The sequence below is a fragment of the uncultured Polaribacter sp. genome (genome assembly GCF_947501385.1).
Lineage (GTDB): Bacteria > Bacteroidota > Bacteroidia > Flavobacteriales > Flavobacteriaceae > Polaribacter.
Map to the genome: position 1 here is coordinate 145,704 of NZ_CANMVP010000003.1, position 26,296 is coordinate 171,999.

The window sequence follows — 26,296 nt, forward strand, 5'->3', positions numbered from 1 at the left end:
AAACAAATATTTTAAAAAAAAGATTCATAAAGTTAGGGTATTGTTAAATAGCTATGTCTACCTAATAAGATAATGAACCATAAAAACATAGAAAATAGTATTGTTAGGTACTTAACCCAAGAAGCTACTTCAGTAGATTTGGATACTCTATCTGTGTGGATACAGAATCCTAATAATGAGAAAATTTTTGAAAATTACGTCAAAATTTATTACGAAGTAACAATTATTATGAATGAACCTAATGTAGAAGCGATTAAGAAGAATCTTTTAACCCAAATTAAAAGAAATAAAAACCCTTTTTACAATAAGAAATTTAAAAACGCTCTAAAATATGCAGCAGCCGCAATTTTGGTTTTTGGATTAGGTTATTTTTATCAAAATAATTTTTTCAGTAACCCAACAGATAGTCCATCAGCTATTATAAATAATATTATCGAAGCTGGAACCGATAAAGCAATTTTAACACTACAGAACGGTAAAGAGATAGCTTTAGTAAAAGGGGAAGCCTACCAAGCAAATAATGTGATTAGTAATGGTGAAAAAATCGTTTATAATACAACTAATAATCAACAACTAATAATTGATAATTATAAGGTATATAACTATTTAACAATTCCTCGAGGTGGTCAATTTCATATTACTTTATCTGACGGTACAGAAGTATGGCTGAACTCAGAATCTAAATTAAAATATCCAGTGAATTTTAGCAAAGGTAAAATTAGAGAAGTGGAATTGGTTTATGGTGAAGCCTATTTCGATGTGTCTCCTAGTGCATTTCATAAAGGTGCAAAGTTTAAAGTATATCATAACAATCATGAAGTAGAGGTGTTTGGTACTCAATTTAATGTTAAAGCTTACAGGGATGAAGTTAATATATATACAACTTTAGTTGAAGGAAAAATCGGTGTAAGATTTGCGGGTAGAGAGCAAAAATTGAATCCTAATCAACAATTAAATGTAAATCTTGCTAATAATTCCTTAGTTACTTTGGAGGTGGATATATATAATGAAGTATCATGGAAAGAAGGAATTTTTAGTTTTGAGAAAAAATCATTATTTGAAATGATGAAAGTACTATCTAGATGGTATGATATTGATGTTCTTTATACAGATATAGAAGTTGGAAGTGTCCAATTTACTGGTGTTTTGGGTAAAGAGCAGACATTGGATGAAATATTATCTACAATAAAAAACACCAATAATATTAACTATGAAATAAAAGAAAAAATGGTTGTTTTCAACTAGAAAAGGAAACGAGGTTCGAATTTCTCACAACACAAGCCTTCATTTCCTTCTTTAAACATTAATCAATTAAATGTATAACTAATTAACTCCACAAATTTATGAAAATTAAATTAACTAAGGTTCTTTTCTATTTTAGAAAAAAAATATTACGACTAATTATGAAGACTTTTATTTTCTTAATATGTACTGCCACTTTCAGTTTAAATTCTAATTTTGTTTTCTCACAAGGCGCAAAAATTAAAATTGATTATGATAAAGTTATAACAGTCGATGAAGTATTTAAAATGATTAAAGAACAGACCAATTATAGGTTCGTTTATAAATCAGACATGTTTAAAGACCTCCCTAAAGTTAAATTGAGCAAAGGAATAATTCTCGCTAATAAACTATTAGCAGTTAGCTTATCTAGTACTGATTTTGACTTTTTAATTAAAGGTGAAAAAACTGTTATTATTAATGAAAAATTAAAAAAGCAATTAACAATTTCTGGAAAAGTTACTGATGCTAAAGGGCTCTCATTGGTCGGAGCGACAATTTTAATTAAAGGTACTTTAAAAGGTGTAAACACAGATTTAGATGGTTATTACAATATTACTGCATCTATTGGAGATATTCTAGTTTTTAGTTTTTTAGGAAAACAAACTGCCGAAGTTGAAGTTACAAATGATACAACCATAAACCTTGTTTTACAAGATAGTGAAGAATATCTTGAAGAAATTGTTCTTATTGGTTATGGCACACAGAAAAGAAAGGAGATAACGGGGTCTGTGTCAAAAATCAATATTAAAAGTTTAAATAATCAGGTTCCTGTAAATTTCGATAATGCGTTAGTAGGTCGTGCTCCAGGCGTTTATGTGACGCCAAGTAATGGTATGCCTGGGTCTTCTGCTGCTATTCGTATTCGCGGTATGACTTCAGTAATAGGTAATAACGAACCTTTGTATATTATTGATGGCATTCCTATTGAAATTGGTTTAGGAGAATCGAATGCAACGTTTAAAAACAGTAGTAGTAATCAAATCTCACCTTTATCATCTATCAATCCGCAAGATATAGAAAGTATAGATGTATTAAAAGATGCATCGGCAACGGCCATTTATGGGTCTCGTGCTTCTAATGGTGTTATTATAGTAACCACAAAAAAAGGCTCACAAAATACGCCAAGTGTTACGTTTAATATGTTTACAACTATTTCAAATATTACAGAGAAAAGTAGAATGCTAAATTCCGCTCAATTTCAAAATGTTATTGAGCAGGGGTATACAAATGTAGGACGTCCTGTACCAAATGATAATGTTTTATATCCTTATGGGCGAGATGTTGATACGGATTGGATAGGTGGCATTTCACAAACAGGTATAGACCGTAATTATTATATAAATATTGGAGGAAGCGCTGCAAAACAAACTACATTTTATTCGCTTTCTGCAGGATTATTGGATCAAGAAGGAACTATTACTGGCACAGGTTTTAAACGTAGTAATGTTAGAATTAAAGTAGAATCCCAACCCATAGATAAAATTAAGATAGGTGGCATTATAAATTATAGTGATTCCAGGCAAAAAGGGAACCCCGAACTCTACAGACCCGCCACAACAGAGCCCCCATTTATACCCATAAGGGATGAAAATGGGGAATTTGCTTCAATATCAATCTTTAGCAACCCTTTTCAGCTAGCAACATTTCCACAGTATATTGATAATGAAAATTTAGCTATGTCGCTTTTTGGGGAATTTAAGCTTACTGAAAATTTAATTTTCAAGTCCGTTTTTTCAAATAATAAAATTAAAGGGGCCTCATATAATTATTCGCCTAGCACAAGTAGTATTAATCAATTACTAGGAGTGAACGGTACTTTGGAGTTATTTGATAATAACTTTAATTCAAAAATTTTTGATAATACATTAACTTATAACTTTGCTTTAGGAAATCATTTATTGAATGGCGTAATTGGGATGTCTCATACACAAAATGCAAGTTTTATAAATACAACATATGCAGAGAATTTTCCAGATGATGATGTCTCTGTATATCCTGGAGCAGCAGATTTTGCATTCTTAAGTAATTCTGGTCGTGTAAGTGGTTTAGAATCCTACTTTTTTAGAGCTAATTATTCTATTGCTAACACCTATTATATTACTTTTACTGGTAGGGCAGATCAATCTACAAAATTCGGACCTAATAATCGTTGGGGGTATTTCCCTTCTGGCGCAGTAGCTTGGCGTTTATCTAACGAAAAATTCTTAAAACCTGTAAGCTTTATTAACAATTTAAAATTACGGGCTTCTTATGGCAAAACAGGTGCTGCTAATTTTGATGATTTTCAATATAAAACATTTTTCTCATCTGGAAATTTTTATAATGACAATAATGGTATTACTGCAAATGTTATCCCCAACCCAAGTATTAAATGGGAAACTACCAATCAGTTAGATATAGCATTGGAATATGTTATGTTTAACCAACGCATAAGTGGTTCTGTCGGATATTTTAATAAAAGAACAACAGATCAAATTTTGTTAAAAGATATTGTTTACGAAACAGGTGGCAAAAGTCAGTTTTCGAATGTAGGCGATTTTTCTAATCAAGGATTTGAATTTTTGTTAGGAATCGACGTATTTAGAGACACCAAAGTAAAATGGACCAGCGAGCTTAATTTAAGTACGATAAAAAGCGAAGTCTTAAAACTTAATGATGGATTTTTTGAAGGTTTAAAAGAGGGTGAACCCATAGATGCCTTTTATGGTTATAAAGTGGCGGGTATTTTTCAAACTCAAGAAGAGATAGATGTACTGAACGCTACATCACCAACAAATTTTTATCAACGGTCCGGGACAGCTCCCGGTGATTTTAAATTTGTAGATGTTAACAATGATGGTGTTGTAAATGCAGAAGATGAAACCATACTGGGGCATGCCGCACCAGACATTTTTGGAGGATGGAACAATACCATAAGCTTCGGTAATTTTGAGATTTCCGCACTATTCAATTTTAGCATAGGAAATACCATTACAAATCTTGGAAAAAGAACCGAATCCTTATTCTTTTGGGAAAGAACAAACTCCGGAAAAGGCGTTCTTAATGCATGGACACCAGAAAACACAGATACAAATGTACCACGTGTGGCATATAGAGACCCGAACAATAATAGGCGTTTGTCCGATTTTTTTATTGAAGATGGTTCCTTTTTAAAGTTGAAAAATATATTGCTCTCCTACAGATTAAGCCCTAAGCTATTAGCTAAGTATGGTATTAAAAATGCCAGCATTTCGCTTTCGGCAAATAATGTATTCACAATTACGCCATATAGTGGTTTCGACCCTGAAATAAATGAAGACTATACAGATAATTTTGGGCAAGGGGTTGATATACAAAGCTACCCCAATTCAAGACAATTTATTGTAGGCATTAACTTAAACTTTTAAGATCATGAACTTATTTATAAAAAACGCAAAAATATTCATACTAGTTTTAACCGTGGGCTGCATGAGTTCCTGCGAACTTGTAAATGTTACCGATGTAGAACCCGTTTTTCAAATTTCAGATGATAAGGTAATAACCAATATAGGGCAAGCTGAAGAGGTGCTTCAAGGCGCATACAGTTTCCTTATCGAGAGAACGTTGACAGGGTTTCCGTATATAACAACGTTACCAGGTATTTCCGGGTGGATGGGTTTAACCCAAGAATTAGGAGTTTCCGCAACTACGGAAGAATTTTTTAATAATAATGTATCGGCTGATAATGCTGTTATAGACGACACATATCCTATACTCTACGAACTTATTAATAATGCAAATCACGTTATTTCCAAAACCGAATTGTTAACCACTACTGCGCCTAGAAAAAATGAAATTATTGCAGAAGCCAAGTTTTTAAGAGCCTTATCACACTTTTATTTGTTGCGTTTATTTGGTGAGTTTTTTGATGTGAGTTCGCCTTACGGTGTGATTTTAAAAGAAACTCCCACATCTAATGTAAACCCACAACCCCGTGCTAGTGTTGAAGAAACATATCAATCTATTTTAAACGATTTAGATGATGCCATACAAAATGCTCCAGATTTTAGCACCACGCTTCATGCATCAAAAATTGCTGCAGAAGCCCTAAAAAGCAAAGTATTGTTGTATAAAAAAGAGTATAATAATGCTGCGACACTGGCACTAAAAGTTATAAATTCGGGAGAGCGTAGTTTAGAAGACAGCTTTGGCGAAATCTTCACAAAAAAAATAGACAATCCATTAGAAGCTATTTTTCAAGCGTCTTATAATACTACTAGCGAGTCTAATGGCAAACAATTTTATTTTGCGGCACACTATGTAGTTTCCAACTATTATGTAGACCTAATATCTAGTGATGCACGCTTTAATGATGCCATTACATTCACTTCAAGCGGCGATATTAGAAACAAAAAATTTGTAGATCCGCTTAATGTTGATCGTAATTCGCCCGATACTGAATATTTTTTAAGATTGGCAGAGGTTTATTTAATCTATTCAGAAGCTATTCTTAGAGGGAACAACAATATTGTGGCATCAAGTGATGCTCTTAATGTAATTCGTGCTCGAAGTAATAATCCTTTAATACTAGCCAATAATAAAGCCGATTTATTAAAAGCTATCCGTATTGAAAAAATATTAGAATTAGGTGCCGAAAGCGGCGAAGAATGGTATGACTTAGTGCGTTTTCACACAGAAGGGGATATAAATATTAATGACCACAAATCATTACCTTCAGAGAACCATTTAATTTTGCCTTTGCCTGAGAAAACCATTATGGTTTCTGATGGTGTAATAAAACAAAACCCCGGCTACTAAAGTTTAATTTTTATATGATAAACCCATAATAGTATGAAAAAAATAATATATCTAATAACCATTGCCGTAGTTGCTTTCTCTTGTAAAGAGGAAGTTCCTCGTACTATAAATTATACAATAATAGCAGGGCAAATTAAGAACAAGACAAATGACAAAATATCTATTAGAAGTTTTGATGGGATTTATGAAGTTGCGCTTAAAATAGAAAACAATGGAAGTTTTATGGATACACTTAAAATGGATACAGGACATTATATGCTTAAAAGCGGAAGAAACAGGGCTACTATTTACCTTGTAAAAGGGCATGACATCACGATAGAATACGATGCTGAGAGCTTTGAAAATACATTGCGTTTTTCAGGCAAGGAATCAAAAATAAACACCTATTTGTTAGAAAAACAGAAAGCTGAAAAACAAATAATAAAACAAAGTGAGGCTTTTTTTAAATTACCTGAGGCTGAATACAAGCATAAACTCGACACTATAAAACTTACTTTAACCAATTTGCTTTCTATTACTAAAGGTCTTCCAGAAGACTATAAAATAAAAGAAAAAAGAAACATTCAATATTCTTATCTAGTAAATTTGAAAGAGTATGAATTCGCTCATCGTTACTTTACTAAAAACGATACTTTTAAAGTAAGCAACCATTTTTTAAAAGAATTAGAAGGTTTGCCCTACACTAGCGAAGAAGATTTTTTGTTTTCAAAAGATTACAAAAGCCTCGTGTTGTTTCATTTTTCAGAAAAGATTATAGCATTGGCAGAAAAAGATACTATTCCAATATACCAAGCAATTGTTAAGACGGCAAATACGATTAAAAATGATACGATTAAAAACGCAGTTTTATACGTAAATACGAATCGATACCTTTCTAAAACAGAACATTTAGAAAAACTTTATACTGCTTTTATTTCTGCCTCAACCAACACACGGTATAAGCAAAAAATCACAAAACTGTATAATCAACTATTGCCGCTTGCTAAAGGTCAACCATCGCCAGTGTTTACCAATTACAAAAATCATGCTGGAGGTACAACGTCTTTAACCGATTTAAAAGGGAAATATGTCTACATCGATGTATGGGCCACATGGTGCGCGCCTTGTAAAGAAGAAATTCCATTTTTGCAACGCATTGAAAAAGAGTATCATGATAGAAAAATTGAATTTGTAAGTATTTCCGTAGATCAGCAAAAAGATAAAGACAAATGGAGAAATATGGTTAAAGAAAAAGAACTGAGCGGTATTCAATTGTTTGCAGATAATAACTTTAAATCCAAATTTGTTAAGGATTATAAAATTCAAGGCATTCCTCGATTCATTCTTTTAGATTCACAAGGTAATATTGTAAGTGCCGATGCGCCTAGACCCTCAGAAGAAGAATTGATCAAATTGTTTGATGAATTAGGTATTTAATTTTGATTTTAAAAGAATTTCTGAGTCAATATCATGGATTAGAAAATCATGATTCTTATCTTTATTAACCTACGCCATACAAAACATTTTAAATCCATAAAAGAACTATGTTATAGATGGATTATTGTCGGATTTCTGGAATAAAAAAGGCTGTCTGAAAATATTTTCAGACAGCCTTTTTTATAGAGCTAAAGCTAGATTATTATTTAGCTTCTACGTATCTTTTTTCAACTTCATTCCAGTTGATCACTTTAAAGAAAGCATCAATATAATCTGGTCTTCTGTTTTGGTAGTGTAAATAATAAGCATGTTCCCAAACATCTAAACCTAAAATAGGAGTTCCTCCACATGAAACACCAGGCATTAAAGGATTGTCTTGATTTGGTGTAGAACAAACTTCTACTTTTCCTCCAGGATGCACACATAACCAAGCCCAACCAGAACCAAATTGTGTTGCAGCAGCTTTAGAAAAAGCTTCCATAAATGCTTCTTTAGACCCATAAGCAGCTTCAATAGCATCTTTTAATTCTCCAGAAAGATATCCTTTATCTTCAGGATTCATCACTTTCCAAAATAAAGAGTGATTGTAAAAACCACCACCATTATTTCTTACAGCACTATTGCTCATGTCTAAATTTGTAAGAATATCTTCAATAGATTTTCCTTCTAAATTAGTTCCTTCTATTGCTCCGTTTAATTTTGTTGTATATCCATTATGATGTTTGCTATGGTGAATTTCCATAGTTCTTGCATCTATATTAGGTTCTAATGCATCATACGCATAGTCTAATTCTGGTAATTGAAAAGCCATTTTTTTAGATTTTAAAAGTTAGTATCATTTTTATTCATGTAAATTTACTCAATATGTAACAATTCCCCAAAAGATTAAGCTTTTGTTAACTTATAACAGTATAAAGAGTTCTTATTCTTTAAAATTACGCATAAACTCTTCTGCTTTTTCTACCATTTTTTTACTTCCACAAATAAAAGGTACTCTTTGATGTAATTCTGTAGGTTCAACTTCCATTGTTCTTGTAAAACCATCTGAAGATTTTCCGTTGGCTTGTTCAGCAATAAATGCAATAGGACTGCACTCATATAATAAACGTAATTTTCCTTCAGGGTTTTTGGTGCTTTTTGGATACATATAGATGCCACCTTTGATCATATTTCTATGAAAATCTGAAACCAAAGAACCAATGTATCTACTCGTATACGGTCTGTTATCTTCTTCTGCCTGACAATATTTTATATATTTTTTGATTCCTTCAGGAAAATCTAAATAGTTTCCTTCATTTACAGAATAAATTTGTCCGTCTTCTGGAAATGTCATGTTTGGGTGTGATAAATACCAACTTCCCAAAGCAGGGTTTAAGGTAAAACCATTTACGCCTTTTCCTGTTGTATACACCAACATCGTAGAAGTTCCATAAACCACATAACCAGCAGCCACTTGTTTGTCACCTTTTTGTAAAAAATCTTTTAATTCAACTGGGGTCCCCACAGGCGTAATTCTTCTAAAAATAGAAAAAATGGTTCCTACAGAAACATTTACATCAATATTAGATGAACCATCTAAAGGATCCATTAAAACTACATATTTGTTTTGGTGATTTTCATCTTGACTATTAATCACTATAAAATTATCTTCTTCTTCACTAGCAATACCACAAACAATATTTCTATCGGTAAGTGTTCTAATAAAAACTTCATTGGCATAGACATCTAACTTTTGCTGGTCTTCGCCTTGAATGTTGGTGTCGCCCGCAGCCCCAGTTATATCTACCAAACCTGCTTTGTTAACTTCATGATTTACTACTTTAGCAGCCAATCTAATGGAGTTTAACAATCTAGAAAGTTCTCCTGAAGAATATTTAAAATCTTCTTGATTTTCAATAATAAATTCACCTAAAGTTTGATTTTTTCTAGCCATATTTAGTTTATCGTTTGCTTTTCACAAAGATGCTATTTTTTTTAAACTATTCTACCCTTTAGCGTCTTTTAAAAGGATATTAATCTGTATTTCTTTAAAATTTTTAAACAAATCATAAAGAACTGTCTAAAATATCAAAAGATTTTTGGCTGATATCAAAAAAACTATCTTTGACACAAATTTAGAAAAAAATGAGTTTTACCATTAGAAAAGGAGAAGCAAAAGATGTAACAGCTGTCTTTGAATTAATTACAGAATTGGCAGTTTTTGAAAAAGAACCAAAAGCGGTAGAAATTACTGCAGAAGATTTGTTGAAAGATGGTTTTTCTGAAAACCCTAAGTTTCAATTATTTGTTGCAGAACAAGATGCTAAAATTATTGGAATCGCACTTTTTTATGAACGCTACTCTACTTGGAAAGGCAAAACCATTCATTTAGAAGATTTAATTGTAACCAAAAGCAAACAAAAAATTGGTGCAGGAAAAGCATTGTATACAGCGGTTTTAAAATATGCACACGACAATAATTTTAATAGAGTAGATTGGGAAGTGATCGATTGGAATACCAACGCGATAGATTTTTACACAAGCACAGGAGCCACGTATATGAACGATTGGTCTGTTGTGAAAATGAGCAAAGAAAACTTAGCAAAATTTATTCAAAATAATTAAAAATGAAGATTTTTAAATTTGGTGGCGCCTCTATTAAAGATGCAGCAGGCGTAAAAAATGTTGCAAATATTTTACAAAGTGAAGGCACAGAAAATACCCTAGTTGTAATTTCTGCAATGGGTAAAATTACAAATGCTTTTGAAGAGGTCATAGATGCTTATTACAACAAGACAGATAAATTGTCTGAAAATTTAGGTGTTATTGAAGATTATCATAAAAGCCTCATGAAGGTTTTGTTTGATAAAGAGGATGAAATTTACAAAGAAATTGATATCCTTTTGGGAGAACTGAGTTGGTTTTTGGCGAGAAATACTTCACAAAGATTTAATTATGTGTATGATCAAATTATCTGTTTCGGAGAATTGTTATCCACCAAAATAGTAAGCGCATATTTAACTAAAATTAACGTAGAAAACAATTGGTTCGACGTAAGAAACTATATAAAAACCGATAGTAATTATAGAGATGCAAAAGTAAACTGGGAATTGACCCAAGATATTATCAGTGCAAAATTAGACGCTTCCAAATTAAATATTACACAAGGTTTTATTGCTGCAAATGATACAGAAAATACAACTACATTAGGTAGAGAAGGTTCTGATTATACCGCAGGAATTTTTGCCTATTGCTTAAATGCAGAAAACGTAACTATTTGGAAAGATGTTCCAGGCGTTTTAAATGCAGATCCAAGAGTTTTCGAGGAAACTACTTTATTAGAGCAAATTTCTTACGAAGAAGCTATTGAAATGGCGTTTTATGGTGCTTCTGTAATTCACCCAAAAACTTTACAACCTTTAGAAAATAAAGAGATTCCACTGTTGGTGCGTTCTTTTATAAATCCCAAAGAAACAGGTACAAAAGTAACCAAAGGTACAAGGTTGGTACCTTATATTCCTTGTTTTATTGTAAAGAAAGATCAAATTTTGGTGTCAATTTCTGCTTTGGATTTTTCTTTTATGGTAGAAAATAATATCAGTTATATTTTTAAGAAATTGCATGATTATCAGCTGAAAGTAAACTTAATTCAGAATTCTGCGATTAGTTTTTCTGTTTGTATTGACAATAAATTTAAGAAGTTTGATGCTTTTTACAACGAGTTAAAAAAACAGTTTAAAATTGAGGTTCAAAAAGGAGTAGATTTATATACTGTTCGTCATTTTGATGATAAAGCCATTGTTAGCATAGAAGAAAAAGGCACCTCTTTATTAACCCAAGTAAATAAAGAAACAATTCAGATAGTTTTAGCAACAAATTAATAATTGCTTGCTTCTTTTTTTAGTATTTTTGCAGTTAGGTCTAATAGTAATTTATGGCATTAGTAACATCTAAGGAAATTGCACAAGTAATTGGTTTACAAAAGTTTGGTTTCTTGGGAACTTTTGTGGGTTGGATTTTGTTAAGAATTCTTCGTATCTCATCCATCAATAGGATTTATGAAAAAAATAAAAACAAATCTGATTTAGATTTTTTAAATGGGGTTTTAGACGATTGTCATATCCAATTTGAAATTCCAGAAGAAGACTTAAAAAGAATTCCAAAAGAGGGTGCTTTTATTACCGTTTCTAACCATCCTTTAGGAGGAATTGATGGCATTTTATTGTTAAAATTACTCATTGAGAAAAGAGCAGATTATAAAATAATTGCCAATTTTTTACTCCACAGAATAGCGCCTTTAAAACCTTATGTAATGCCTGTAAATCCTTTTGAAAGAAGAAAGGATGCAAAATCTAGTGTTGCAGGTATTAAAAGTGCTTTGTTGCATTTGCAAGAAGGAAAACCTCTAGGTATTTTTCCCGCAGGTGAAGTGTCTACTTATAAAGACGGCAAATTAAAAGTAGACAAACCATGGGAAGATGGCGCAGTTCGTTTAATTAAAAAAGCAAATGTTCCTGTAATTCCTATTTATTTCCATGCAAAGAATAGTCGTTTGTTTTATTTTTTATCTAAAATCTCAGATACGCTAAGAACGGCAAAATTACCCTCAGAAGTTATTTCTCGAAATGGTAAAGTGGTAAAAGTAAGAATTGGAAAACCTATATCTGTTAAAGATCAAGATGCATACAAAGACCTATCTTCTTTTTACGAATTCATTCGGAAAAAAACGTATATGTTGGCAAATCCTTTTGAGAAGGCGCACAAATTAATTTCTACTCAAAATATTAAAATAAAAAAACCGGCAAAAAAAATAACGCCACAAAGAAATACAGATTTATTTATCAAAGAAGTAACTGCTTTAAGAGCCAAAGATGGCAGACTTCTGGAAAGTAAAAATTACGAAGTGTTTTTTGCGAATGCCAAAGACATTCCTAATATTTTACATGAAATAGGCAGATTGCGCGAAATAACATTTAGAGATGTTGGTGAAGGGACAAATAAAGCGATCGATTTAGATGTGTATGACAAGTATTATTACCATCTATTTTTGTGGGATCGAGAAGCCAATTGCTTAGTTGGTGCTTATCGCATGGGGCTTGGAAAAGAAATTTATAAAAAATACGGAATCAATGGTTTTTATATTCAGACTTTGTTTAGAATTGAGCCTGAATTGTATCAGATGATGGAAAACACGATAGAGATGGGTCGTGCTTTTATTATTGGCGAATACCAACAAAAACCGATGCCTTTATTTTTATTGTGGAAAGGAATTGTACATGTAACCTTACGACACCCAGAATATAAGTATTTAATGGGTGGCGTGTCTATTAGCAATCAGTTTTCAGATTTCTCAAAATCTTTAATGATCGAGTTTATGAAATCTCATTACTACGATCCTTATATTGCGCAATACATTCAACCTAAAAAAGAGTACAAAGTAAAACTAAAAGATGGTGATAAAGATTTTGTATTTGATGCTTCGAAAGCAGACATGCAAAAGTTCGATAAAATTATTGATGAAATTGAACCAGGCGCGTTAAGAATTCCGGTTTTAATTAAAAAGTATGTCAAGCAAAATGCACGTTTGGTGGCTTTTAATGTAGACCCGAAATTTAACAATGCTGTAGATGGATTAATGTATATTAAAGTGGCAGACATTCCAGAAAGTACTGTAAAACCTGTGATGGAAGAATTTCAAGCAGAGTTAGAGCGAAAAGCTACAGAATTGCAAAATAAATAAATTTCTATTTATTTTTTCAGTTTTTCTTTTAAAACTTCGGTTAACTTTATCACTAACTTAGGGTTGTCTTTAGCAACATTTTTGGTTTCTCCTTCGCTAGATGTGTGGTCATATAATTCAACAAATCCATTTTTATGTAGTGTTAATCTGTGTGTTTTAGTTCTTAATGTACTAGCACCTCTTTTATAGGCAAGCGCATTATGTCCTTCTGCATTTTTGTTTTCCATTATATTTTTTAAAGAAACACCTGATGCAAATTCAGGAACTTTAACTCCTGTTAAATCACATAAAGTAGGGAAAATATCTACCGTTTCAACCATAGCATTTGTTTTATGAGATGTATGTTGCATTTCAGGATAGCTTATAATTAAAGGTGAATGTAAGGATTCTTCAAACAAACTATGTTTTCCCCAGATACCATGTTCACCCAAATGCCAACCATGATCTCCCCAAAGTACAACAATGGTATTTTTATCTGCGCCAGTTCTTTTTAATGCTGCTAAAATTTTACCCACTTGTGCATCTGCATAACTTACGCATGCTGCATAATGCTTTCTAACTTCATCCGCAAAAACGCTATTTTTATTCGGGTTTTTACCCCAATTATTATAGCTATTAAATTCTCCAGATTTGTGCCATGTAGTGGTTCCCTTTGGTTTTTTAGGGTGTTTTATTTTAGGAAGTTCTATATTTTTGTATAAGTCTAAATAAGATTTTGGAGCTCCAAAAGGCAAATGTGGTTTAATAATTCCAACGGCAAGAAAAAATGGTTTTTTTGTATCAGTCGCAAGTAGTTGTAATTGTTTTAATGCTTCGTCAGTTATAGCACCATCTGGATACGTATTGTCATTTCCTTCAACAGCTTGAAAAACATCCATATCCTTTGCTTTTTTACGAATTTCTCCATTGGCCAAACCATGCATCATTCCACGAGGGTGCTGCCATTCTGCAACTGGCATTAAATGTCTATTCCATGCGTTAGGAAGTTCAATTTGTGTGCTATCGTTCCAGTCAATACCACCTCTTCCTCCGGGATGATGAGAAACTTTTCCAACAGAAACGGTTGTGTAGCCGCTGTTTTTAAACCATTTAGGCATGCTAGGGTCAATAACTTCTGATTTTTGTGTAATTTTTTCAGATCGTAAAAAAAGAGCATCATTACCAGCGGAACCGTATTGTCCTGTTAATAATGTATAACGAGAAGGGCCACAGCTCGGGGCATTTACAAAATGTTTTTGAAAAGAAATACCATTTTTAGCAAGTTTATCAATATTAGGAGAATGAATATAATTGCTACCAAAAGAATTTAATTCTGGGCGAAGGTCATCAACACAAATTAAAAGAATGTTCGGTTTTTGTTTTTTACTTAGCGATGCACATTGTAAAAAAAGTAAGCTAAAAATAATTAATAAAATTGATGACACGTTGCCTTTTATTTTCATAAATAATACATATAGAATATTGTAATCTGCCAAAAAAGCAGGAAATTGAATTTGGTATAATTTTAGTTGCATACGAATGTAATAAAATCAATTTAAAATGAAAACATTTTTAAAAATACTGTTAACTGCATTAGCAGTCATTGTCTTGGCTTATATTTTGCCAGGAGTTTCTGTATCAGGCTATGTTTCTGCCATTATAGTAGCAACTGTAATTGCGTTGCTAAACATGATTGTAAGACCCATTCTCATCTTTTTTACATTGCCCGCAACCTTGGTGACTTTTGGGCTGTTTATTTTTGTAATAAATGCCATCATTATAATTTTGGCAGATAAATTAGTAGATGGTTTTGCTGTATCGGGTTTCTTTGCGGCCTTATTTTTTAGCATCTTACTATCTATTTTTAGATCGGCCTTATTTTCATTATTAAAAGATAAAAACTAAAATATTTTAAAAAAACAATTCATTAGAAATCAGTAGGTTTCGTATTCAGTTTTAAATGAATAAATTGCTATTTTCAACTGAAAAGGAACTATTTAAATACTTGTAAAGTTAAATAAAAAGCTTAATTTTGCACTCGATTTTTAAGAATAAGAGCACAAAGAAGAGCACAAAGAAATGAATATTACAAAAGAAAACATAGATGCGTTAAACGCAGTTGTAAAAGTAGATATTGTTGCAGATGACTATCAAGCAAAAGTAACAGAACTTCTAACAGATTATCGTAAGAAAGCAGACATTCCTGGTTTTAGAAAAGGGCATGTGCCTATGGGAATGATAAAAAAGCAGTATGGTAAATCTATCATGATAGATGAAGTAAACAAACTTTTACAAGCAGCTTTAAATAAATTTTTAACAGAAGAAAAATTAGACATTTTAGGAAATCCTTTACCAAGAGTTCAAGAGGACTTTAATTGGGATGCTGAAACGCTTTCTTTTGAATTTGAATTAGGTTTAGCACCAGAATTCGATATAGATTTAAAATCTAAAAAGAAAGTAACCGCCTATAAAATTATTGCTACCGAAGATTTATTAGATGAAGAGGTCAAAAACATTCAATCACGTTACGGAAAAATATCTTCTGTAGACGAAGCAGCAGCAAATTCGAATGTCACGGGTACTTTTGTAAATGAAGAAAAAGAAATCAATAAAAAAGGTACTTTTTTAGTAACCGATTTACAAGGAAAGAAAAACGAAAAGAAAATTATTGGGGCAAAGGCTGGCGATGTAATTGAGTTAGCAACTAAGAAATTATTTGAAGACGACCATAAATTACAAGCTATTTTAGGAGTTCCTCATGAAGAAATTCACGATTTAGACATTCCGGTTACCTTTACTGTTGAAGATGTTACAAAAACCGAGCCTGCAGATTTAGATCAAGAATTGTTCGATAAGTTGTTTTCTGATGGAAGTGTAAAAACGGCTTCAGAATTAAGAGATAAGATTAAAGAAGATGCAGAAAATCAATTTCAGCAACAAGGAGATCAACAATTATTAAATGCAGTTACAGAACACTTAGTAGAAAATACAAAGTTCGATTTACCTGCAGAATTTTTACAGAAATGGTTGGCAACAGCTGGTGAAAAACCATTAACTGCTCAAGAAGCAAAAGAAGAATTTGACAAGTCTGAAAAAGGATTGCGTTATCAATTAATCGAAGGTAAGATTATGAAAGATAATGACATCAAATTAGAATATCAAGAATTGGTAGACTACGCAAAAGGATTTATCCGAACGCAAATGGCGCAATTTGGTAATACGAATCCAGAAGAAAAAGAATTGGATGATATTGCTGGTAGAATTTTACAAAATAAAGATGAAGCTCAGAAATTACAATCTCAGTTAATTAGTCAGAAATTATTGGCTTTTTATAAAGAGAACATCAACTTTAAGACAAAAGAAGTTTCTTACGAAGAGTTTACGAAAGAAGTGTACAAATAACAATCTCAGATTGTTATCATATTTCACGTTGCTTTTGTAGTTGGGTGAAAATAGAACCAAATAAAACCTGGATTTTAGAATTCAGGTTTTTTTAGCATTTCACGCCAAAAAATAATTAGAAATAGTTCTTATCTTTACAAAACAAATATTAAAAGAATCACGAAAATGGATTACGGAAAAGAGTTCGAAAAATACGCAACAAAACATCAAGGTATTAGCAGTACCAATTATACAAAAATAACAAGCAGTTTAACGCCATACATTATGGAAGAACGTCAAATGAACATCACTCAAATGGATGTTTTTTCACGTTTAATGATGGATAGAATTATATTTTTAGGAACAGGAGTTAACGACCAAGTTGCTAATGTAATTCAAGCACAATTGTTATTTTTAGAAAGTGTAGATTCAAATAAAGATATTTCCATCTATATAAATTCTCCTGGAGGAGGCGTTTATGCAGGTTTAGGAATTTATGATACCATGCAGTTTATAAAACCAGACGTTGCAACCATTTGTACAGGAATGGCAGCTTCTATGGGCGCAGTTCTAATGTGTGCAGGAGCAGAAGGAAAACGTTCTGCACTACCACACTCAAGAATTATGATTCATCAGCCAATGAGTGGAACGCAAGGGCAAGTTTCTGATATGGAAATTACAATTAAAGAAACCATAAAGTTAAGAGACGAATTGTATACCATTATTTCGAATCATTCTGGGCAAACTTTTGATAAAATTAAGAAAGATTCAGATAGAGATTATTGGATGAAAGCAGATGAAGCAAAAGAATACGGAATGATTGATGAAGTTTTAGCTAGAAAGAAATAAACCTTTCCTGTCATTCCTGCGAAGGCAGGAATCTCATCATTTAAAAGACGGATAATATGTCAAAAGAAGAAAATTTAGAGTGTTCGTTTTGCGGACGAAAAAAAGCAGAAACCGACTTGCTAATTGCAGGAATGGATGCACATATTTGTGATAAATGCATAGAGCAAGCACACGGTATTGTAGAAGAAGAAATTTCTGACGCAAAAACCAGCGGTTTGTCTAAAGATTTAACACTAAAAAAACCGCTTCAGATAAAAGAATTTTTAGATCAATATATTATTGGTCAAAATGAAACGAAAAGAGCAATGGCAGTTGCTGTATACAATCACTATAAAAGATTGTTACAGACAAATGACGATGATGATGTAGAGATAGAAAAATCGAACATTATTTTAGTTGGTGAAACGGGTACAGGAAAAACCTTAGTAGCAAAAACCATTGCAAAAATGTTAAATGTGCCCTTTTCAATTGTAGATGCAACCGTTTTAACGCAAGCAGGTTATGTTGGTGAAGATGTAGAAAGTATTCTAAGTAGATTGTTACAAACTGCAGATTATGATGTAGAAAAAGCACAAAGAGGAATCGTTTTTATTGATGAAATCGATAAAATTGCCAGAAAAGGAGACAATCCCTCTATTACCAGAGATGTTTCAGGTGAAGGTGTTCAGCAAGCTTTGTTAAAATTGTTAGAAGGCACCGTTGTAAATGTTGCACCAAAAGGCGGAAGAAAACATCCTGAGCAAAAATTTGTAGAAGTAGATACCAAAGAGATTCTATTTATTGCAGGTGGCGCTTTTTCTGGAATTGAAAGAATTATCAGCAAACGTTTAAATAGACAAGCTGTAGGTTTTAGTGCATCTTTAGATGAAGATAAAGTAGATGAAGAAAACTTGTTGCAATATATTATTCCTTCAGACTTAAAAGTATTTGGTTTGATACCCGAAATTATTGGGCGTTTACCAGTTTTAAGCTATATGAATCCTTTAGATGCTAAGACGTTAAGAGCTATTTTAACCGAGCCTAAAAACTCTATTATAAAGCAATATTCTAAGTTGTTTTTGATGGATGATGTTGTTTTTACAATTGAAGAAGAAGCCTTAAATTACATTGTAGAAAAGGCAGTAGAATATAAATTAGGAGCAAGAGGTTTGCGTTCTTTATGTGAAGCTATTTTTACAGATGCCATGTTCGATTTACCAAGTTCTGATGAAAAAGAATTTAATGTAACTAGAAAATACGCAGAAGCGAAATTAACAAATACAACACTTAAAAAATTAAGAGCAGCTTCTTAAATATATATTTTTCCCAAAAAGGGTTTCTAAGCTTTTTTGGGTTTTTAATCGAAAAGAATTCCTCGAGGGGCTAGCCTCGGGGTTTCCGTTGAAACTGTCATTCCCGTGAAGCATGTGCCCAACTTGATTGGGTAACGGGAATCTAAATATAGAATTTTGGTTTTTGACCTTTTTTAAGGTCAAAGCTTGTGCCCAATTTTATTGGGTATGAAACCAGCGAAATACCTTATGACTCTCTGCCTCGAGGATAGTTGCTTTCAAAAAATCTTTATTAAAAGATAAAAGTGGCTTTTAATACATAAAGACCCTTCAGGTTTTTAAAACCTGAAGGGTCTAAAAATTAGAATAAAAAATGATCTCTAGAAGTACCATAGACCGTGTTTTCGAATCTGCAAGAGTAGAAGAGGTTATTGGTGAATTTGTACAACTTAAAAAAGCAGGAAGTAATTTTAAAGGCCTAAGTCCGTTTGTAGATGAAAAATCACCTTCATTTATGGTGTCTCCCGTAAAACAAATTTGGAAAGATTTTTCTACAGGAAAAGGAGGAAATGCCATTTCCTTTTTAATGGAACATGAGCATTATACCTATCCTGAAGCCATAAAATGGTTGGCAAAAAAATACAATATAGAAATAGAGGAAACTGAGCAAACAAATGAAGAAAAAGCTCAGATGAACGAAAGAGAAAGTATGTTTTTAGTTTCTACTTTCGCCAAAGATTATTTTCATGACATCATGCTAAATTCAAACAAAGGAAAAGCAATTGGACTTTCTTATTTTAAAGAACGTGGCTTTACAGATGAAACTATTAAGACCTTTGAATTAGGATATTGTTTAGATGAATGGGATGCTTTTACTAATGCAGCACTGGCCAAAGGCTATGATTTAAAATATTTAGCTGCTACAGGGCTTACAATTGTAAAAGAAAACAAGCAATTCGATCGTTTTAAAGGACGTGTGCTATTTCCTATTCATTCGATGTCTGGTAGAATTTTAGGTTTTGGAGGACGTATATTAACTGCAGATAAAAAAGCAGCGAAATATTTAAACTCGCCAGAAAGTGAGATCTATCATAAAAGTAAAATTCTTTACGGATTATACCAAGCAAAAAAAGAAATTGCCAAACAAGACAATTGTTTTTTGGTGGAAGGATATACAGATGTAATTTCTTTTTATCAATCTGGTGTAGAAAATGTGGTAGCTTCTTCCGGAACTGCATTAACATCAGATCAAATACGCCTGGTAAATAGATTGACAAAAAATATTACAGTACTTTTTGATGGTGATGCAGCAGGAATTAGAGCTTCTATTCGTGGAATCGATTTAATTCTAGAACAAGGAATGAACGTAAAAGTAGTTCAGTTTCCTGATGGAGAAGATCCAGATAGTTTTGCGAAATCACATACAAAAACTGAGTTAAAAGCATATTTAGAAGATGCTGCACAAGATTTTATCAATTTTAAAGTATCACTTTTATTAAAAGATTCTAATAACGATCCTGTAAAAAAAGCAAGTGTTATTAGAGATATTGTAACCAGTATTTCTAAAATTCCTGATGGCATTCAGCGTGAAGTCTACGTACAAGAATGTGCAAGAATTATGGACATTTCTGAGCGTGTTTTGTTTAGTGAATTGGCACAACTGTTAAAGAAAGATCTTCAGGAAAAAAGCAAAGCTGCCAAAAAACAACGTTATACACAACAAGACCCGAATGAGCCGCCACCAGAATATTTTTTAGAACAAGAGCAAGCTCAAATGGGTTTGGTAAAAGGTGGTGTTTCTTCAGAAAAAGTAGATCAGCTTTCTATTTTAGAAAAAGAAATTATTAGAATTCTATTGTTGTTTGGAAACGAAGAAGCAGAATTTATTGAAGAAGTAGAAAATGAAGATGAAGATGGAAAAATTACAATAACCAATAGAAAATACAATAACAACGTTTCTGCAGAGATTTATGTGCATTTGCAAGATGACGAAATTGAATTTACAAATGTTATTTTTCAAGAAATTTATATAGAGATTATTCATCAATTAAATCAATTTGAAAAATTAGAAATAGATACTTTGGTAAATCATAAAAATCCAGATATTTCTGCTACTGTTACTTCCATTTTAATGGATGAAGAAAAACATCAATTAAGCAATTGGCAAAGTAAAAATATTGAAGTAAAATCTGCTTTAGAAGTTTTGTCTAAAGCTGTAAATGATGTTATTTTTAACCTTAGAAGAACATTAATTGACGAGTTGGTAAAGAACAAGTTGGTAGCAGGAAAAGAGTTTTCAAACCAAGAAAAGGAAGAGATTATGAACTATAATTCTTTAAGAATAAGGCTTTATGAAAAACTAAAAAGAGTTGTGTAAAGTTACTAAATTGTAAAATTAGGTGTTTTCCCCTATAAAAATTTTTATAGAAAGAATAGATTTTTTGTATATTGCACTCGCTAAAAGAAAAAAAATCAATCATGAAAAGAACTTTTCAGTTATTAAAAATTGTGCAATTATTTATTTTATTACCTTTTGAAATCTCTAAAGGCTCTAAAAAAAGAGCATATATGAGAATCAAAAAGATTATGATTGCAGCGAATCTCCTCTAAAAATTTATTTTAAAACATAAAAAAATCTCGTAAATAACTTTACGGGATTTTTTGCTTAAAAAGGGTATTTTTATTTCAAATCTTTAGGGATCTCACAAACAGGAATTGGAATCATTTTATGTTGATTGATGCTGTTTAGCCTTTCGTAAATTTTAAAAACTTCTTGTTTTCTTCCAGAAAAATCAGCAGTAGACTTTCCTTTGTCTTGCATTTTCATTGCCCATTCTAACTCGTCATAAGAAGCGCCTATTTGATCTTCATCTGTTCTGCTATCTCCAAACAACCCATCTGTAGGTTGTGCTTTTTGAATAGAATGAGGGACTTCTAAATATGCAGCCAATTCATAAACTTCAGATTTCATTAAATCTGCAATCGGACTTAAATCTACACCACCATCACCATACTTTGTGTAAAAACCTACGCCAAAATCTTCAACTTTATTTCCTGTACCTGCAACTAAATAACTATGCAAACCTGCAAAATAATACAAAGTAGTCATGCGTAATCTAGCTCTGGTATTTGCTAAAGACAAATCTAGCTTTGCAGAAGACGCTACTTGAGGAACCACGTCTTTAAAACCTTCAAAAGTTGTAGTTAAATCTACTCTAACTTCAGCAACATTAGAAAAACGTTCTTTTAATTGTTTAATATGTTCTTCTGCTCTTGTAACTTGGCTCTGTGCTTGATGTATTGGCATTTCTACACATAAGGTAGGGAAACCTGTTTTTGCACAGAGTGTAGATGTTAACGCAGAATCTATTCCGCCAGAGACTCCCACAACAAAACCATTTACTTTTGCATTTTTTGCATAATTTTTTAACCAAGAAATTATATGAGTTGCTACTTTTTCTGTATTCATTGAAGAAAATATTTTAGTACTTTTATCGTTTGTAATTCTAATAGCAATATACAAAATTTATGAGATTTTTTCAGGTACTTTTATTGGTTTTGTTAAGTTTTTACGCTTGTAATAAAGTCAAAACAAAAGAAATAGATGTTACTAATATTGATGTTCATTTTTCAGTAGATAGATTTGACGAAGAATTTTATACGTCAGAAAAGCAAGATCTAAAAGAATTAAAGATAAAATATCCTTATTTTTTTCCAAAAGAGATTACAGATAGTATTTCTTTATTAAAAATTAGGAGCAAAGATGAACAAGAGCTTTTTAGAGAAACTCAAAAAATTTATAAAGATTTTTCAGGAATAAATAAAAAATTAACCTCTCTTTTCAAACATATTAAGTTCTACAACCCAAGATTTACTGCACCAAGAGTAGTTACAATGCTAACCAACATAGATTATGAGCATAGAGTTATTTATGCAGATAGTTTATTGATAATTTCTTTGGATGTTTATTTGGGTAAAAATCATAAATTCTATGAAGACTATCCGAAGTATATCAAAGAAAATAACACCCCCGAACATCTTATTGTAGATGTTGCAAAAGAAATTATTAAAAAACAATTAGTGCCTTTATCTGACAGAAGTTTTGTTGGAAAAATGATTTTTGAAGGTAAAAAAATGTATCTTTTAGACCTTTATTTACCAGCTGTTTCAGATAAACTAAAAATTGGCTATGAAAAGGAGAAGTTAATTTGGATACAATCTAATGAAGAGCAAATATGGAGCTATTTTGTAAAGAAAAACCTTCTTTTTAGTACCGAGACCAAATTGAATAAAAGATTTTTAGAAACTGCGCCATTTTCTAAGTTTTACATGGAACAGGACAAGCTTTCTCCAGGAAGAGCTGGTGTTTGGATTGGTTGGCAAATTGTACGTTCTTATATGAAACATAATGATGTATCTTTGCAGGAATTATTAAAAATAAATGAATCCGATTTATTTAAAAAATCGAAATACAAGCCTAGAAAATAATGTCAGTAAAACATCACTCAGAAATAGAATTTAAGATTAGTTTAGATGAAAACAAAGTTCCAGAAGAAATTTCTTGGACAGCAAAAGACGGAGGTATAGACCATGAGGCTTCAAAAGCAATTATGATTTCTGTTTGGGATCATAAAAAGAAAGATACTTTGCGTATGGACTTGTGGACAAAAGACATGCCTGTAGATGAAATGAAACAGTTTTTCCATCAAACCTTAGTTTCTATGGCAGATGCTTTTGAACGTGCTACAGATGATCAAAAAATGGGTGCAACTATGAGAGATTTTTGCGATTATTTTGCTGAAAAATTAGAACTCAAAAAGTAATTACTTTAGGGAAATATAAAGAGCGATACTTATACGGTATCGCTCTTTTTTTTATTCATGTTTTGATTTTAATCTAAAGATCCCACTGGTTTTATTTCCACTCTTCTATTCAATTGTCTTCCACCTGCATTCCAATTAGAAAATTTAGGCCTAGATTCCCCATAGCCTTTAGCTTCTAATCTTTTATTTGATATTCCTTGTTGTATCATATATTTTCTAACAGAGGCGGCTCTTTTTTGAGATAAATATAGATTGTATCTATCGCTATTTCTGTTGTCTGTATGACCTTCAATAATAAATTTAACCGTTGGAACTTCTTTCATTAAAGAAATTATTTTATCAACAGTTGTAAAAGATACTGTTTTAATTCGATCACTATTGGTATCAAAATAAATGCTAGTTGCTAATAAAGCAATTTGACTGTTAATATTATTAGCATTGTTAACAACAACTTCTTGTTTTGGGCACCCCTTATTTTCTACAGTTCCTGGAGTTGCAGGGCATAAATCTTTATTGTCTAGAATGCCATCTCCATCAGAATCTACATTTAAAGGGCATCCTTGGTTAGATTCAGGGCCATAGACTAAAGGGCATCTATCTCTATAATCTGGCAAGCCATCTTTATCTGAATCTACAGCTTTACCATTACCATACACCATGACACCAGCAGGAGTATTAGGCTCAATATCTAATTGATCCATTACACCATCTTTATCTGTATCTACAATTTTAAATTTATTTCTGCCTCCGTCTTTTTCTTCTCCCCAAATTGTAAAAACTTTTTTCTTACCTAATTTAACTGCTACACCTATACTTGAAACAAAAAAGGTCTCCCAATCTTGTTTATTAGAAATTGCAGCATCTAAATGATCTTCGTAGTTAAAGTACATTCCAGATCTAAACTCTATGTCTACTCGTTTGCTAATTCTTCTTTTAATACCCAATTGAGCAGATAAATAAATAGAGCTTGCCGAATTTTGACTATTCCTTGCAGGATTTGAACCAAAATCTACTAGCAGCTCATCAGGTCCGTTCTCTTCTCTTTCGTAAAGTGCTGAATTGTATTGATGGTAACCAAAACCAAAATAGCCAGCAGCATGCCATTTGCTTGCTGTAGTTTGATATAAATTTGTAAAACTAAAAATTAAGTTCAATTCTGCACCATAAGAACTTCCTTCAAAATACATATTATCTTGTAAAACAACATTGTCTTTTGTATAAAGAACTTTGTATTGGTCTGTTGTAGAAAAGTATTGTGCCCCACCAGACATTTGCGTATAGAAAATTTTTCCTTCAAGTCCTAAAAGCGGATTGAACATTTTATCTACATAAGCGAATGCGCCAAAATTATAGTAGTTGGTATCGTCTCCCGTGCCAATAGAGCGCAAATCTCCATGCATAATGAAATTACTAAAACCAGCACCTACAGCCCAGCTATTGCTGTTTTCTAGATCTATTCTATCTCCATACGTAATTTCGTCTGTAGTAAATTGACCAAATATTGTAGTTGTCGCAAAACAATACAATATTGCAATCAAAAAAAATCTCCCCATTTAATTTAGATATATTGTTATTTAAATAAAAAATGGGGGAAATATTTGAGCTGCAAAAATATAATTTTTATTTTTAATTATGCTTAATTTTATGAATTATATCGTCATAATCAGCTTTATTGTTCACAAAATCAATTTCTGAAACATCTATAATTAATAAATTTAAATCTTCTTGTGTTTTTATAAAGTTTTTATAGCCATCGTGAATTTTTTGTAAGTATCCGGCTTCAATATTTTGCTCATAATCTCTTCCACGTTTTTTTATGTTTTCTAACAAACGATCTGTGTTTTGATATAAATACACATACAAATCTGGTTTTGTAATTTCTTTATACATCAAGTTAAACATCTTTCTATATAAAAAATATTCATCTTTAGAAAGGGTAACTTGGGCAAATATTAAAGATTTAAAGATATAATAGTCTGAAATAATACAATTTTTAAACAAATCGAATTGTGCTAAATCATCGCTCAATTGCTGATATCTATCTGCTAAAAAACTCATTTCTAAAGGAAAAGCATATCTTTCTTTGTCTTCGTAGAATTTTGGTAAAAATGGGTTGTCTGCAAAACGTTCTAATATTAATTTTGCATTGAATTCATCTGACATTTTTTTTGCTAATGATGTTTTTCCTGCACCAATGTTGCCTTCTATGGCTATGTAATTGTATTTTTCTGATAATAGAATTGGACGAATTAATTTTTTATCAACTAAAGAAATTTCAGAGGAGTCATCACAATTTTGAAGACAAACAGCAATTTGTTTTTTTTCTATGGGATGCATGACGTTTGAAGCAATTTCTGCTAAAGGAACCATTACAAACTTGCGATGTAACATTTTAGAATGCGGCACCATTAATTTTTTAGAAAAAATAATTTCATCACCAAACAATAAAATATCAATATCTATTTGTCTATTTTGATATTCCTTTGAGTCTTTTCTAATTCTGCCTAAATCCTTTTCAATTTTTAAAAGTGAAGTTAATAGTACTTCTGGAGTATGGTAGGTAGACACCTCAATACAAATATTATAAAAATCATTTCCATCAAATCCCAAAGAAGATGTTTTGTAGACGGATGAAATTTTATGAATGGCACCAACTTTTGCGTCAATATGATCAATTGCCTTTTGTAGGTTTTCCAATTTATTTCCTTGGTTTGTGCCTAAAGATAAGTATGTGATTTTTTGAATTTTCAACTATTTTGCGATGTCTCCTCGAGCGGAGTCGAGAGGTTGTAATTTGT

At 31.8% G+C, this 26,296-nt stretch carries 21 protein-coding genes; 15 read left to right on the forward strand and 6 right to left on the reverse strand.

The annotated features are described in order from the left end of the window. Nucleotides 1-72 precede the first annotated feature (72 nt). The 4 genes from Q0998_RS03225 (at nucleotide 73) to Q0998_RS03240 (ending at nucleotide 7,476) form a co-directional block, all read left to right on the forward strand. Complete coding sequence (locus tag Q0998_RS03225) at nucleotides 73-1,245, forward strand: FecR domain-containing protein (RefSeq protein WP_299666167.1); 1,173 nt, start codon at nucleotides 73-75, stop codon at nucleotides 1,243-1,245. 158 nt (nucleotides 1,246-1,403) lie between these two features. Then, nucleotides 1,404-4,670 carry a TonB-dependent receptor gene (locus tag Q0998_RS03230; protein WP_299666169.1) on the forward strand — a complete coding sequence of 1,089 codons (3,267 nt, stop codon included), beginning with the start codon at nucleotides 1,404-1,406 and terminating at the stop codon, nucleotides 4,668-4,670. 4 nt (nucleotides 4,671-4,674) lie between these two features. Then, nucleotides 4,675-6,060 (forward strand): RagB/SusD family nutrient uptake outer membrane protein, encoded by a 1,386-nt coding sequence (locus tag Q0998_RS03235; protein WP_299666172.1) that lies wholly within the window; start codon nucleotides 4,675-4,677, stop codon nucleotides 6,058-6,060. A 33-nt stretch (nucleotides 6,061-6,093) separates the two neighbouring features. After that, a complete protein-coding gene (locus Q0998_RS03240; RefSeq protein WP_299666174.1) occupies nucleotides 6,094-7,476 on the forward strand; it encodes a TlpA disulfide reductase family protein in 1,383 nt (460 codons plus the stop codon). A 202-nt stretch (nucleotides 7,477-7,678) separates the two neighbouring features. Here Q0998_RS03240 and Q0998_RS03245 read toward each other — a convergent pair whose 3' ends face one another. Both Q0998_RS03245 and fbp read right to left on the reverse strand, forming a co-directional pair. After that, nucleotides 7,679-8,287, reverse strand: a complete 609-nt coding sequence (locus Q0998_RS03245; protein ID WP_299666177.1) for a superoxide dismutase — start codon at nucleotides 8,285-8,287, stop codon at nucleotides 7,679-7,681. A 111-nt stretch (nucleotides 8,288-8,398) separates the two neighbouring features. Further along, nucleotides 8,399-9,409: a class 1 fructose-bisphosphatase gene (gene fbp / locus Q0998_RS03250; RefSeq protein WP_299666180.1), complete on the reverse strand. Its 1,011-nt coding sequence runs from the start codon at nucleotides 9,407-9,409 to the stop codon at nucleotides 8,399-8,401. Between the two features lie 191 nt (nucleotides 9,410-9,600). On the opposite strand from fbp, the gene Q0998_RS03255 reads away from it, so the two are divergent. The 3 genes from Q0998_RS03255 to Q0998_RS03265 are packed head-to-tail and all read left to right on the forward strand — an operon-like array spanning nucleotide 9,601 to nucleotide 13,195. Then, the gene (locus Q0998_RS03255) at nucleotides 9,601-10,080 is read left to right on the forward strand and encodes a GNAT family N-acetyltransferase (RefSeq protein WP_299666183.1); all 480 of its coding nucleotides are present in this window, start codon (nucleotides 9,601-9,603) and stop codon (nucleotides 10,078-10,080) included. 2 nt (nucleotides 10,081-10,082) lie between these two features. After that, complete coding sequence (locus tag Q0998_RS03260) at nucleotides 10,083-11,336, forward strand: aspartate kinase (protein ID WP_299666186.1); 1,254 nt, start codon at nucleotides 10,083-10,085, stop codon at nucleotides 11,334-11,336. Between the two features lie 53 nt (nucleotides 11,337-11,389). After that, nucleotides 11,390-13,195: a lysophospholipid acyltransferase family protein gene (locus Q0998_RS03265; RefSeq protein ID WP_299666189.1), complete on the forward strand. Its 1,806-nt coding sequence runs from the start codon at nucleotides 11,390-11,392 to the stop codon at nucleotides 13,193-13,195. Between the two features lie 8 nt (nucleotides 13,196-13,203). Here Q0998_RS03265 and Q0998_RS03270 read toward each other — a convergent pair whose 3' ends face one another. Further along, nucleotides 13,204-14,709 carry a sulfatase gene (locus tag Q0998_RS03270; protein ID WP_299666192.1) on the reverse strand — a complete coding sequence of 502 codons (1,506 nt, stop codon included), beginning with the start codon at nucleotides 14,707-14,709 and terminating at the stop codon, nucleotides 13,204-13,206. Nucleotides 14,710-14,734: 25 nt separating this feature from the next. Here Q0998_RS03270 and Q0998_RS03275 point away from each other — a divergent pair, with 25 nt between their 5' ends. The 6 genes from Q0998_RS03275 (at nucleotide 14,735) to Q0998_RS03300 (ending at nucleotide 21,285) form a co-directional block, all read left to right on the forward strand. After that, nucleotides 14,735-15,079 (forward strand): phage holin family protein, encoded by a 345-nt coding sequence (locus tag Q0998_RS03275; RefSeq protein WP_299666193.1) that lies wholly within the window; start codon nucleotides 14,735-14,737, stop codon nucleotides 15,077-15,079. Between the two features lie 174 nt (nucleotides 15,080-15,253). Continuing rightward, the gene (gene tig, locus Q0998_RS03280) at nucleotides 15,254-16,576 is read left to right on the forward strand and encodes a trigger factor (RefSeq protein WP_299666195.1); all 1,323 of its coding nucleotides are present in this window, start codon (nucleotides 15,254-15,256) and stop codon (nucleotides 16,574-16,576) included. A gap of 165 nt (nucleotides 16,577-16,741) precedes the next feature. After that, entirely contained in the window at nucleotides 16,742-17,404 is a 663-nt protein-coding gene (clpP, locus tag Q0998_RS03285; RefSeq protein ID WP_299666198.1) for an ATP-dependent Clp endopeptidase proteolytic subunit ClpP, read from the forward strand. A gap of 56 nt (nucleotides 17,405-17,460) precedes the next feature. Then, nucleotides 17,461-18,696: an ATP-dependent Clp protease ATP-binding subunit ClpX gene (gene clpX, locus Q0998_RS03290; protein WP_299666201.1), complete on the forward strand. Its 1,236-nt coding sequence runs from the start codon at nucleotides 17,461-17,463 to the stop codon at nucleotides 18,694-18,696. 352 nt (nucleotides 18,697-19,048) lie between these two features. Continuing rightward, a complete protein-coding gene (dnaG, locus tag Q0998_RS03295; protein WP_299666204.1) occupies nucleotides 19,049-21,052 on the forward strand; it encodes a DNA primase in 2,004 nt (667 codons plus the stop codon). Nucleotides 21,053-21,153: 101 nt separating this feature from the next. After that, nucleotides 21,154-21,285, forward strand: a complete 132-nt coding sequence (locus Q0998_RS03300; RefSeq protein ID WP_299666207.1) for a hypothetical protein — start codon at nucleotides 21,154-21,156, stop codon at nucleotides 21,283-21,285. A gap of 70 nt (nucleotides 21,286-21,355) precedes the next feature. On the opposite strand, the gene nadE is transcribed toward Q0998_RS03300, so the two are convergent. Then, complete coding sequence (gene nadE, locus Q0998_RS03305; RefSeq protein ID WP_299666210.1) at nucleotides 21,356-22,144, reverse strand: NAD(+) synthase; 789 nt, start codon at nucleotides 22,142-22,144, stop codon at nucleotides 21,356-21,358. A 59-nt stretch (nucleotides 22,145-22,203) separates the two neighbouring features. Here nadE and gldB point away from each other — a divergent pair, with 59 nt between their 5' ends. Together gldB and gldC are read left to right on the forward strand one after the other, a co-directional pair. Then, the gene (gene gldB / locus Q0998_RS03310; RefSeq protein WP_299666212.1) at nucleotides 22,204-23,163 is read left to right on the forward strand and encodes a gliding motility lipoprotein GldB; all 960 of its coding nucleotides are present in this window, start codon (nucleotides 22,204-22,206) and stop codon (nucleotides 23,161-23,163) included. Beyond that, complete coding sequence (gldC, locus tag Q0998_RS03315; RefSeq protein WP_299666214.1) at nucleotides 23,163-23,498, forward strand: gliding motility protein GldC; 336 nt, start codon at nucleotides 23,163-23,165, stop codon at nucleotides 23,496-23,498. Before gldB ends, gldC begins: the two co-directional genes overlap by 1 nt. 68 nt (nucleotides 23,499-23,566) lie before the next feature. Here the strand turns inward: gldC and Q0998_RS03320 are convergent, their stop codons facing one another. Both Q0998_RS03320 and folK read right to left on the reverse strand, forming a co-directional pair. Further along, a complete protein-coding gene (locus Q0998_RS03320) occupies nucleotides 23,567-25,051 on the reverse strand; it encodes an OmpA family protein (protein ID WP_299666216.1) in 1,485 nt (494 codons plus the stop codon). A 73-nt stretch (nucleotides 25,052-25,124) separates the two neighbouring features. Beyond that, nucleotides 25,125-26,249, reverse strand: a complete 1,125-nt coding sequence (gene folK, locus Q0998_RS03325; protein ID WP_299666219.1) for a 2-amino-4-hydroxy-6-hydroxymethyldihydropteridine diphosphokinase — start codon at nucleotides 26,247-26,249, stop codon at nucleotides 25,125-25,127. Nucleotides 26,250-26,296 lie beyond the last annotated feature (47 nt).

Coding starts and splice junctions, on each gene's coding strand:
- Q0998_RS03225 (WP_299666167.1), top strand. CDS start 73: ATGAACCATAAAAACATAGAAAATAGTATTGTTAGGTACTTAACCCAA.
- Q0998_RS03230 (WP_299666169.1), top strand. CDS start 1,404: ATGAAGACTTTTATTTTCTTAATATGTACTGCCACTTTCAGTTTAAAT.
- Q0998_RS03235 (WP_299666172.1), top strand. CDS start 4,675: ATGAACTTATTTATAAAAAACGCAAAAATATTCATACTAGTTTTAACC.
- Q0998_RS03240 (WP_299666174.1), top strand. CDS start 6,094: ATGAAAAAAATAATATATCTAATAACCATTGCCGTAGTTGCTTTCTCT.
- Q0998_RS03245 (WP_299666177.1), bottom strand. CDS start 8,287: ATGGCTTTTCAATTACCAGAATTAGACTATGCGTATGATGCATTAGAA.
- fbp (WP_299666180.1), bottom strand. CDS start 9,409: ATGGCTAGAAAAAATCAAACTTTAGGTGAATTTATTATTGAAAATCAA.
- Q0998_RS03255 (WP_299666183.1), top strand. CDS start 9,601: ATGAGTTTTACCATTAGAAAAGGAGAAGCAAAAGATGTAACAGCTGTC.
- Q0998_RS03260 (WP_299666186.1), top strand. CDS start 10,083: ATGAAGATTTTTAAATTTGGTGGCGCCTCTATTAAAGATGCAGCAGGC.
- Q0998_RS03265 (WP_299666189.1), top strand. CDS start 11,390: ATGGCATTAGTAACATCTAAGGAAATTGCACAAGTAATTGGTTTACAA.
- Q0998_RS03270 (WP_299666192.1), bottom strand. CDS start 14,709: ATGCAACTAAAATTATACCAAATTCAATTTCCTGCTTTTTTGGCAGAT.
- Q0998_RS03275 (WP_299666193.1), top strand. CDS start 14,735: ATGAAAACATTTTTAAAAATACTGTTAACTGCATTAGCAGTCATTGTC.
- tig (WP_299666195.1), top strand. CDS start 15,254: ATGAATATTACAAAAGAAAACATAGATGCGTTAAACGCAGTTGTAAAA.
- clpP (WP_299666198.1), top strand. CDS start 16,742: ATGGATTACGGAAAAGAGTTCGAAAAATACGCAACAAAACATCAAGGT.
- clpX (WP_299666201.1), top strand. CDS start 17,461: ATGTCAAAAGAAGAAAATTTAGAGTGTTCGTTTTGCGGACGAAAAAAA.
- dnaG (WP_299666204.1), top strand. CDS start 19,049: ATGATCTCTAGAAGTACCATAGACCGTGTTTTCGAATCTGCAAGAGTA.
- Q0998_RS03300 (WP_299666207.1), top strand. CDS start 21,154: ATGAAAAGAACTTTTCAGTTATTAAAAATTGTGCAATTATTTATTTTA.
- nadE (WP_299666210.1), bottom strand. CDS start 22,144: ATGAATACAGAAAAAGTAGCAACTCATATAATTTCTTGGTTAAAAAAT.
- gldB (WP_299666212.1), top strand. CDS start 22,204: ATGAGATTTTTTCAGGTACTTTTATTGGTTTTGTTAAGTTTTTACGCT.
- gldC (WP_299666214.1), top strand. CDS start 23,163: ATGTCAGTAAAACATCACTCAGAAATAGAATTTAAGATTAGTTTAGAT.
- Q0998_RS03320 (WP_299666216.1), bottom strand. CDS start 25,051: ATGGGGAGATTTTTTTTGATTGCAATATTGTATTGTTTTGCGACAACT.